This window comes from Halomonas saccharevitans, from assembly GCF_032333995.1.
Taxonomy (GTDB): Bacteria; Pseudomonadota; Gammaproteobacteria; order Pseudomonadales; family Halomonadaceae; genus Halomonas; species Halomonas saccharevitans.
This window is the reverse complement of the sequence record NZ_JAVXUR010000004.1, coordinates 337,145-346,835: the sequence shown is the minus strand read 5'-3', so window position 1 is coordinate 346,835 and position 9,691 is coordinate 337,145. Positions and strand designations below refer to the sequence as shown.

At 65.5% G+C, this 9,691-nt stretch carries 7 protein-coding genes and 1 tRNA gene; 1 reads left to right on the top strand and 7 read right to left on the bottom strand.

The window, feature by feature from the left end; all coding sequences use genetic code 11:
* Positions 1–180: 180 nt before the first annotated feature.
* Entirely contained in the window at positions 181–1,047 is an 867-nt protein-coding gene (locus RSO68_RS12055) for a DNA/RNA non-specific endonuclease (RefSeq protein WP_089847450.1), read from the bottom strand.
* Between the two features lie 54 nt (positions 1,048–1,101).
* Positions 1,102–1,377, bottom strand: a complete 276-nt coding sequence (locus tag RSO68_RS12050; protein ID WP_089847448.1) for an Lrp/AsnC family transcriptional regulator — start codon at positions 1,375–1,377, stop codon at positions 1,102–1,104.
* A 440-nt stretch (positions 1,378–1,817) separates the two neighbouring features.
* Here RSO68_RS12050 and RSO68_RS12045 point away from each other — a divergent pair, with 440 nt between their 5' ends.
* The gene (locus RSO68_RS12045; protein ID WP_089847446.1) at positions 1,818–2,132 is read left to right on the top strand and encodes a high-potential iron-sulfur protein; all 315 of its coding nucleotides are present in this window, start codon (positions 1,818–1,820) and stop codon (positions 2,130–2,132) included.
* Between the two features lie 150 nt (positions 2,133–2,282).
* Here the strand turns inward: RSO68_RS12045 and RSO68_RS12040 are convergent, their stop codons facing one another.
* The 5 genes from RSO68_RS12040 to RSO68_RS12020 form a co-directional block, all read right to left on the bottom strand.
* Positions 2,283–3,833, bottom strand: a complete 1,551-nt coding sequence (locus RSO68_RS12040; RefSeq protein ID WP_089847444.1) for a SpoVR family protein — start codon at positions 3,831–3,833, stop codon at positions 2,283–2,285.
* A 19-nt stretch (positions 3,834–3,852) separates the two neighbouring features.
* Positions 3,853–5,136 carry a YeaH/YhbH family protein gene (locus tag RSO68_RS12035; protein WP_089847442.1) on the bottom strand — a complete coding sequence of 428 codons (1,284 nt, stop codon included), beginning with the start codon at positions 5,134–5,136 and terminating at the stop codon, positions 3,853–3,855.
* Positions 5,137–5,151: 15 nt separating this feature from the next.
* Complete coding sequence (locus tag RSO68_RS12030) at positions 5,152–7,074, bottom strand: PrkA family serine protein kinase (RefSeq protein ID WP_315586751.1); 1,923 nt, start codon at positions 7,072–7,074, stop codon at positions 5,152–5,154.
* A gap of 323 nt (positions 7,075–7,397) precedes the next feature.
* A complete protein-coding gene (locus tag RSO68_RS12025; RefSeq protein WP_315586750.1) occupies positions 7,398–9,410 on the bottom strand; it encodes an NADPH-dependent 2,4-dienoyl-CoA reductase in 2,013 nt (670 codons plus the stop codon).
* Between the two features lie 203 nt (positions 9,411–9,613).
* Positions 9,614–9,690: transfer RNA gene (locus RSO68_RS12020), tRNA-Asp, on the bottom strand.
* Position 9,691: the final 1 nt, after the last annotated feature.

Here is a 9,691-nt window from a genome sequence, read left to right as displayed (position 1 = left end):
TCCTGGGCACCACTTCTCGCGTCATGCAGACGAGCCTTACATCGATGCCCTACAGGAAACCGCGACACTGGATCGCGGTTTTTTTGTGCCTGCCTTTCCCGTGCCTGTCTTTGATGCCACCTCATCCGGCGCCACCCTGACGCCCTGCCCGGGATGATGACCATCGGGATCGTCGGCCGCTCAGAAGCGCCCGGGCAGCCTGGCCACCGCCTCGAGCCCCCAGCCGGCGGTATCGACCCGCGCCTCTAACGCCTCGGCCGACGCCGGCGCGAGTTGCGGCAGGAAGTCCAGGCCGGTGCGCGCCTCCACCTCGTCGATGCTCACCAGGAAGTCGTCCAGCGGCTCGTCGCCCGAGACACGCTGCGGCATGATGAAAGCCAGCGCACGGGGCTCATCGCCCGGCACCACCAGGATCTTATAGAAGGCCTGGGGCACCTCCACCAGGCCGACGCGATTGAGCACGTTATCCTGGAAACGCGCGGGGAAGATCGGGCCGGTAATCACCTGCAGGGCGGCGAAGCGTGGTACGAAGTGATCCATCACCACCTCCTCGAGCCGCTGCCAGAGGCGTCGATTGAGCTCGGGCCGCTGGGGCGACATGTTGCTCATCAGGAAGGTATCGCGCTGGGCCCCGCGGCCATGCACCGCCGCGATGGCGTAGTTGGGCGCGAGATGCCCGCGATCGTAGCCGCTGCCGAAGTAGCTCTCCGTGGAGATCGGCCAGAGCGCGCGCCAGTCGCGGCGAAAGCCAGGGCGAGGCCCGGAGGAGGGATCGTCGACACGCTGCAGCAGGTAGCTGACCCACAGCGGATTGACGCGCACATCGGACCAGCCCACCAGGAAGCCGTCGTTGCGTAGCACGCGGTGGAAGGTCAGCGGCGTCAGATCCTCCCAGGTCGTCACCCCCTGCCAGCTCAGGCCATCGCGAAGCTCACGTTCCTGAAAATGCCAGAGCCCCGTAGCAACCGCCAGGAAGAGGGCCGTGATAGCGAAGCGACGCACCCGATGCCGCCAGCGATGGGCGATACGCCCCCGACGTGCTGCCATATTCGAACCACCCCTCTTTTCGCCCACTCCGTGGCCTTGTGACTCGCGGGCTCATCACCAACCCAGCGAGAACATGGTCTCCAGGTCGTGGCGGGAGTGAACCTGCATGGCGTTGAGGGTTTCGGTGTCGCGGATGCCTTCGACGGCATTAAGCCGCCCGGTGACCAGCTCAGCCAGGCTCTCGAAGTCGCGAGTCCGCGCGATGGCCACCAGGTCGTAGCGCCCACAGGTGGAGTAGACCTCGCTGACACCCTCGACCTCGGCCAGCCGCTCGGCCACGGCCTTGACCTGGCCCTTGTCGGCATTGATCAGAATCACGGCATTCTGCATCGCACTTCTCCCTGTCAAAGGCGCTATCGCGCACGTCATGTACCGGTCGGACGGCAGGCCACCGCCGCTGGCGCGAGTATAGCAGCGCCGTCGCGGGCGCTGCACCGGCAGCTTGGCGACCGCCGGCTATCGGCGCGCAAGTGCCTGACCACGTGACGGATTGCCGCAGTGACCGTGCGCGATTCGCGATGCCTCATTCAGTTGACTATCATGGGTCTGGCGAACTCCGCTGGCGAATGCCTGTCGGATCAAGGGTGGCGCGGCACGCCACCGTCGCGAATGGCGCGACATGCAAGGCCCGAACCGCCAGAGTCGGGAAGCAAGATATAGACAGACAAGACATAGAATAGCCGTCGCTCGAAACCAGAAGCGATCAATAAGCGCGGGCACCAAGCATGCCCCGCCACGATTCATCCCTACCGTGATGACAAGGAGAGACCATGGCCGATCGCAATCGTCGTGACTTCATGCGTAACAGCCTGCTGGGCCTCGCTGCCCTGCCCCTGGGTGCCGGCATCCTGTCCAAGAGCGCCTTCGCACAGGAACTGCCCGCCCTGGACCCCAGCGCCGAACAGGCCAAGGCCCTGAACTACGTCAAGGTCGCCAGTGAGGCCAGCGACCACCCCGCCTACGAAGAAGGCGAACTGTGCGAAAACTGCATGTTCTACCAGGCGGATAGCCAGGGCTGTCAGCTGTTCCCCCAGAACAGCGTCGAGCCCGGTGGCTGGTGCCAGTCCTGGACGGCCCAGGCCTGAGTCGACGTCGCACGCCGACACACAAGACCCGCGCCACGGCGCGGGTCTTTTCATTTAAGGGCCTGTCACCAGGCCGTTCGCTTCAGGCGATTTTCCAGGGCTGCTCGTTCCCGGACAGCGGCTCCTTCTAGGGCAGCCGCCCGAGCACCGTCACTCGCGCCGCTCCTCCTCGGCCAGGGGCCAGTGGTAGCGGCGCACCACCTCGTCGTTTTCCACCGATTCCAGCCGAACCGGGAAGCCCCATAGCTGGTGGAGGTGACGGATGACCGGGTAGACGCTGCGCGCCAGCGGCCGACGACCGTCCTGAACGTGGCGCAGGGTCAGCGAGCGGTCGCCGCGGATATCCGCCGCGTAGACCTGGATGTTGGGCTCGCGCACCGCCAGGGCATACTGGACGGACAGGGAGTCGCGTAGGCGTCGATAGCCGCGCTCGTCGTGGATCGCCGCCACCTCGAGCATCTCCTCCTGATCGTCGTCGACCACCATGAACAGCTTGAGGTCGCGCATCACCTTGGGTGAGAGGAACTGCTGGATGAAGGACTCGTCCTTGAAGTTGCGCATCGCGAATTCCAGGGTCTCGCGCCAGTCACTGCCGGCGGTATCGGGGAACCATTCGCGATCCTCCTGGGTTGGGGCCTCGCAGATGCGCTTGAGGTCGGTGAAGATGGCGAAGCCCAGCGCGTAAGGGTTGATGCCGCTGAAGTAGGGGCTGTCGAAGGCCGGCTGCTGCACCACCGAGGTGTGGGACTGCAGGAACTCCAGCATCAGCCCCTCGTCCACCAGGCCTTCTTCGTAGAGACGATTCATCAGGGTGTAGTGCCAGAAGCAGGCCCAGCCTTCGTTCATCACCTGAGTCTGACGCTGGGGGTAGAAGTACTGAGCCAGCTTGCGCACGATGCGCACCACCTCGCGCTGCCAGGGGGCCAGCAGTGGCGCGTTCTTCTCGATGAAGTAAAGCAGGTTCTCCTGGGGCTCGGGCGGATAGCGTCCACCACCGTGCAGGCCCAGCGGATCTTCTTCATCGACCATGCCGGCCAGGGCATCGCCGCGCGGCCTCCCGGGAATGGTGCGCCACAGCATGTTGACCTGCGCCTGGAGGTGCTCCTCGCGCTCCGTCTGGCGGCGCGACTCCTCCTCCGCGGAGACCGGCGAGGGCCGCTTGTAGCGATCGACCCCGTAGTTCTGCAGGGCGTGGCAGGCATCCAGCAGCTGCTCGACCGCCTCGACGCCGTGGCGTTCCTCGCACTCGCTGATGTACTTCCGGGCAAACACCAGGTAGTCGACGATGGAGGGGGCATCCGTCCAGGTGCGAAACAGGTAGTTGCCCTTGAAGAAGGAGTTGTGGCCATAGCAGGCGTGCGCCATGACCAGCACCTGCATCATCAGGGTGTTCTCCTCCATCAGGTAGGCGATGCAGGGATCGGAATTGATGACCAGCTCGTAGGCCAGGCCCATCTGGCCGCGGCGATAGGCCTGCTCCACGGCCAAAAACTGCTTGCCGAAGGACCAGTGGTGGTAACCCACCGGCATACCCACGCTGGCGTAGGCATCCATCATCTGCTCGGTGGTGATGACCTCGATCTGGTTGGGGTAGGTGTCCAGGCGATACTCGTCGGCCAGGCGAGCGATCTCGTGCTCGAAGGCGTCGAGGATCTCGAAGTTCCAGTCGGAGCCGGTGGCGATGGGCTGACGTCGGGTCATGCTGCCTCCTCAGGCCGCCTCAGGGGGCGACTCGGCGCTTGAACAGCTCGCGGAAGACCGGATAGATATCACCGGCCTCGACGATCTGGCGCATGGCGAAGCGCTTGTCATACTCGGCCTCCACGCGCTCATACTCCTCCCACAGCGCCTGATGGGCATGGGGCGTGATCTCCACGTAGGTGAAGTACTGGAGCCTCGGCATCAGGCGCTCGACCAGCAGCTTGCGACAGGCGACGGAGTCGTCGTCCCAGTTGTCCCCGTCGGAGGCCTGCGCCACATAGAGGTTCCACTGCCCGGCGGGATAGCGCGCCTCGATGATCTCATCGACCAGGGTCAGGGCGCTGGAGACGATGGTGCCGCCGGTCTCCCGCGAGTAGAAGAACTCCTCCTCGTCGACCTCCTTGGCCGCGGTGTGATGGCGCACGAAGACCAGCTCGACCTTCTCGTAGTTGCGTTCCAGGAACAGGTAGAGCAACAGATAGAAGCGCTTGGCGATGTCCTTGTGGGCCTGAGTCATCGAGCCCGAAACGTCCATCACGCAGAACATCACCGCCTTGCTCGACGGCTGGGGCTGATCGATCAGGTTGTTGTAGCGCAGGTCGTAGGTATCGATGAAGGGCACCGCCTCGAGGCGCTTCTCCAGCCGCTCGATCTCCTCCTTGAGCTCACTGATACGGGCCGGATTGCGCAGCACCGGATCCTTGCGCTCCTCCTCGGCCAGCGCCTCCACGGCTTCGCGCAGGGCCCGACGAATCGGCGCGCGCATGGCGATGCGCCGCGCCTGGGCCTCGCGCATGGAGCGCACGATATTGATACGCGCCGGCGTCCCGTCCCGGGAGACCCCCGCTCGCACCTGACGCACCTCGTCGAGGTCCACCAGGTTCTTGCGCTCCAGATGGGGGAGCTCGAGGCCGTCGAAGACGAAGTCGAGAAACTCCTCCCGCGACAGGGTGAAGGCGAACTCGTCCACCCCCTCGCCTTGATTGGAGGCACTCCCCTCCCCCGAGCCGTCGCCGCCGCCTCCGCCGCCGGGGCGACGCAGCCGATCCCCCTCGACGAACTCCTTGTTGCCGGGGGCGACGATGGCGCGTTCCCCCCCCGGACCGTGCTGGAAGACAGGCTCGGAAATGTCCCGCGCCGGGATCGAGACCTTCTCGCCCCGCTCCATGTCAGTGATCGAGCGGCGGTTCACCGCCTCCTCGACCGACCGCTTGATGCGGGTACGATAGCGGTCGAGGAAGCGCTGTCGATTGACCGCGCTCTTGTGCTTGGCATTGGCTCGTCGATCGATGAAATAGGTCATGGCGACCTCCTCGCCCTACTGCGACTTGCGCACCCGCAGGTACCACTCGGAGAGCAGCCGCACCTGCTTCTCGGTGTAGCCACGGTCGACCATCCGCGCCACGAAATCCTCGTGCTTCTTCTGGTCCGAGGTCGAGGCCTTGGCATTGAAGGAGATCACCGGCAGGAGCTCCTCGGTGTTGGCGAACATCTTGTGCTCGATCACCCCCCGGAGCTTCTCGTAGGACTGCCAGCTGGGGTTCATGCCGTTATTCTGGGCCCGGGCCCGCAGCACGAAGTTGACCACCTCGTGACGGAAGTCCTTGGGATTGGAGATGCCGGCCGGCTTCTCGATCTTCTCCAGCTCCTCGTTCAAGGCCTGGCGATCGAGGAACTCACCGGTCTCGGGATCACGGTACTCCTGGTCCTGGATCCAGAAGTCGGCATAGGTGACGTAGCGATCGAAGATGTTCTGGCCGTACTCGGAGTAGGACTCGAGGTAGGCGGTCTGGATCTCCTTGCCGATGAAGTCGACGTAGCGCGGGGCCAGGAACTCCTTGATGAAGCGCAGATAGCGCTCGAAGGTCTCGCGGGGTAACTGTTCCTGTTCCAGGCGCTGCTCGAGCACGTAGAGCAGGTGTACCGGGTTGGCCGCCACCTCGTGATTGTCGAAGTTGAACACCTTGGAGAGGATCTTGAAGGCGAAGCGCGTGGACAGCCCCTCCATGCCCTCGTCGACGCCGGCACTGTCGCGATACTCCTGGATCGACTTGGCCTTGGGGTCGGTGTCCTTGAGGTTCTCGCCGTCGTAGACCCGCATCTTGGAGTAGATGCTGGAGTTCTCGGGCTCCTTGAGTCGCGAGAGCACCGTGAACTGGGCCAGCATGCGCAGGGTATCCGGGGCACAGGGCGCCTCGTTGAGCGACGAGTGCTCGAGCAGCTTCTTGTAGATGTTGATCTCTTCGGTGACCCGCAGGCAGTAGGGCACCTTGACCATGTAGACCCGGTCGAGGAAGGCCTCGTTGTTGCGATTGTTGCGGAAGGTCTGCCACTCGCTCTCGTTGGAGTGAGCGAGCACCACCCCGTCGAAGGGGATCGCCCCCATGCCCTCGGTGGGGTTGTAGTTGCCCTCCTGGGTCGCCGTCAGCAGCGGATGCAGCACCTTGATCGGCGCCTTGAACATCTCGACGAACTCCATCAGCCCCTGGTTGGCGCGGCACAGGCCGCCGGAGAAGCTGTAGGCGTCCGGGTCATCCTGGGAATAGAGCTCGAGCTGGCGGATATCCACCTTGCCGACCAGCGAGGAGATGTCCTGATTGTTCTCGTCGCCAGGCTCGGTCTTGGAGATGGCGATCTGGTTGAGCCGCGAGGGGTAGAGGCGCACCACCCGGAACTGGGAAATATCGCCGCCGCGCTCCTTGAGTCGCTTGGCGGCCCAGGGCGACATCACGCTCCTCAGGTAGCGCTGGGGAATGCCGTACTCCTTCTCCAGCAGCTCACCGTCCTCCTCGGGGGAGAACAGCCCCAGCGGCGATTCATAGACCGGGGAGTCCTTGATGGCATAGAAGGGCACCTTCTCCATCAGCAGCTTGAGGCGCTCCGCCAGCGACGACTTGCCGCCGCCCACCGGCCCCAGCAGATAGAGGATCTGCTTGCGCTCCTCGAGCCCCTGGGCGGCGTGGCGGAAGTAGGCGACGATCTGCTCGATGGCCTCCTCCATGCCGTAGAATTCGGCGAAGGCCGGGTAGCGGCGAATCACCTTGTTGGAGAAGATGCGCGACAGTCGCGAATCCTTGGCGGTGTCGATCACCTCCGGTGCGCCGATGGCCTCCAGCATCCGCTCGGCGGCAGTGGCGTAGGCCACCGGTTCTCGGCGACAGAGTTCCAGGTACTCCTGCAGGCTCATCTCTTCCTGCTGGACGCGAGAGAAGCGGTTCTGCACATGGTCGAAGATGCTCATCGATGCCTCCTTAAAGCCCGATTCCCCGGCCACGACGACGTGGTGATAAAAAGCCGGGTAGGGTCTCATCAGCGTAGTCAGCATCAGCGGATAACGGTTTAGCCCACCAATCAACGCTCCCGAGCCCTCATCCCTGAGAGCCCGGGAACGTCCGTCGGTTCATGAAGATCGTCGAGAGATTAAACGCTGCAACGACGCTGGCCGCCGGAGACACCGGCGGCCAGCGGACAGGGAGAGACGCTCAGGGCCGATCGCGGGCGGGGCGAGAGGAACGAGGAGAAGCGTGGCCGAGCGGCCCACCAGGGCGGGTGCCGCTCGGCGCCTCAGAGGCCCGCGGCGAGACGAGTGCCCTGGGCGATGGCCCGCCGGGCATCGAGCTCGGCGGCCTCGTCGGCTCCGCCGATCACGTGCACGGCCACCCCGGCGGCGCGCAGCGGCTGGAGCAGCTCCCGCACCGGCTCCTGACCGGCACACACCACCACGGTATCAACCTCGAGCCGGCGCGGCTCGCCCCCGACGCGCAGCGCCAGGCCGTCATCGTCGATGCCGACGTACTCGCAGTCGGCGATCATCTCGACCCCGCGATGGCGAAGCGAGGCGCGATGGACCCAGCCGGTGGTCTTGCCGAGCCCCTTGCCGGGCCGCGAGGCCCGGCGCTGCAGCAGGAAGACCCGGCGCGGGGTCGCGGGCGGTCGCGCCGCCTTGAGTCCGCCGCGCTGGGCCAGGTCGAGATCCACGCCCCATTCGTCGCACCAGGCCGAGACATCCAGGGAGGAGTGACCGGCATGCGTCAGCAGCTCCGCCACGTCGAAGCCGATGCCGCCGGCGCCGATGATCGCGACCCGCGCCCCGACCCGCTCGGGATGGGTGATGGCCTCGGGGTAGCTCATCACCATGGCGTGATCGATGCCCGGCAGCGCGAGCCGGCGAGGGCGCACGCCGGTGGCCAGGACCACCGCGTCGAAGGCGCGCAACTCCTCGACCCCGGCCTCGACGTTCAGCCGCACCTCCACGTCATGCTTGTCGAGCATCACCCGGTAGTAGCGCAGGGTCTCGTCGAACTCCTCCTTGCCGGGGATGCGCCGCGCATGATTGAACTGGCCGCCCAGTTCGCTGGCGCGCTCGAAAAGAGTGACCGCATGCCCCCGCTCGGCGGCGGTCACGGCCGCGGCGAGCCCCGCCGGGCCGCCGCCCACCACGGCGACGCACCTCGAGCGCTCGGCCGGCGTGACGACCAGCTCGGTCTCATGACAGGCGCGTGGATTGACCAGGCAGGAGGTGAGCCGACCCAGGAAAACCTGGTCCAGGCAGGCCTGGTTGCAGGCGATGCAGGTATTGATCTCGTCGTCGCGCCCGGCGGCGGCCTTGCTCACCCAGGCCGGATCGGCCAGGAAGGGGCGCGCCATGGAGACCATATCGGCATGCCCCTCGGCCAGCACCCGCTCAGCCACATCGGGCATGTTGATGCGGTTGGTGGTGATCAGCGGCACGCCGAGTGCTTCGCGCATGCGCCGCGTCACCTCGGTGAAGGCGGCGCGCGGCACGCTGGTGACGATGGTCGGCACTCGCGCCTCATGCCAGCCGATGCCGGTATTGATCAGGTCGGCGCCGGCGGCCTCGATCGCGCGCCCGAGTGCCAGGACCTCCTCGCGGCTGCTGCCCTCCTCCACCAGATCGATCATCGACAGGCGAAAGATCAGCAGGAACTCATCGCCCACCGCGTCGCGGACGCGCCGCACGATCTCGACGGCGAAACGGATGCGGCGCTCGAAGCTGCCGCCCCAGGCGTCGTCTCGATGGTTGGTGCGTGGACAGATGAACTGATTGATGAGATAGCCCTCAGAGCCCATCACCTCGACCCCGTCATAGCCGGCCTGGCGTGCCAGCGTGGCGCAGCGCACGTAGGCCTCGATGCGCGCCTCCACCTCGTCGCTCGTGAGCTCACGCGGCGTGAAAGGGGTGATCGGCGACTGGATCGGCGACGGTGCCACCAGCTCCGGGGTATAGGCATAGCGGCCGGCATGCAGGATCTGCAGACAGATGCGCCCACCGGCCTCGTGCACGCCCTCGACCACGCGACGATGCTCCGCCACCTGCTCGGGCTGTTCGAGGGTCGCGGCGCCCTGGAAGACGGCGCCCTCGGCGAGCGGTGCGATGCCGCCGGTGACGATCAGCCCCACTCCCTCCCGGGCCCGCTCGGCATAGAAGGCCGCCAGCCGCTCGAAGCCCCCGGGGGCCTCCTCGAGGTTGGTGTGCATCGAGCCCATCAGCACCCGATTGGGAAGCGTCAGGTGGCCGACCCGCAGGGGGCGGAACAGCTGGGGGTAAGCACTCACGGCAGGATCCTCATGGTCGAAACGGCGACGATTTCAAACAACTGTATGATAGTCGCGGCGCAGGACGCAAAGATTCATCGCACATGCGTTCGAAAAGTAGGCGAACAGCCGAGGGAAAATCAGGATAGAGCAGGCTCAGGAGGGCGTGAAACGAAACAGCCCCGAGACCAAGAGGTCTCGGGGCTGAAGAATTCGTGTGCAGATGGCGGACCGGACGGGACTCGAACCCGCGACCTCCGGCGTGACAGGCCGGCATTCTAACCAACTGAACTACCGGTCCG

What these genes read in the sequence shown, in the direction of transcription:
- RSO68_RS12055 (WP_089847450.1), bottom strand. Translation starts at nt 1,047, where the DNA reads ATGGCAGCACGTCGGGGGCGTATCGCCCATCGCTGGCGGCATCGGGTG.
- RSO68_RS12050 (WP_089847448.1), bottom strand. Translation starts at nt 1,377, where the DNA reads ATGCAGAATGCCGTGATTCTGATCAATGCCGACAAGGGCCAGGTCAAG.
- RSO68_RS12045 (WP_089847446.1), top strand. Translation starts at nt 1,818, where the DNA reads ATGGCCGATCGCAATCGTCGTGACTTCATGCGTAACAGCCTGCTGGGC.
- RSO68_RS12040 (WP_089847444.1), bottom strand. Translation starts at nt 3,833, where the DNA reads ATGACCCGACGTCAGCCCATCGCCACCGGCTCCGACTGGAACTTCGAG.
- RSO68_RS12035 (WP_089847442.1), bottom strand. Translation starts at nt 5,136, where the DNA reads ATGACCTATTTCATCGATCGACGAGCCAATGCCAAGCACAAGAGCGCG.
- RSO68_RS12030 (WP_315586751.1), bottom strand. Translation starts at nt 7,074, where the DNA reads ATGAGCATCTTCGACCATGTGCAGAACCGCTTCTCTCGCGTCCAGCAG.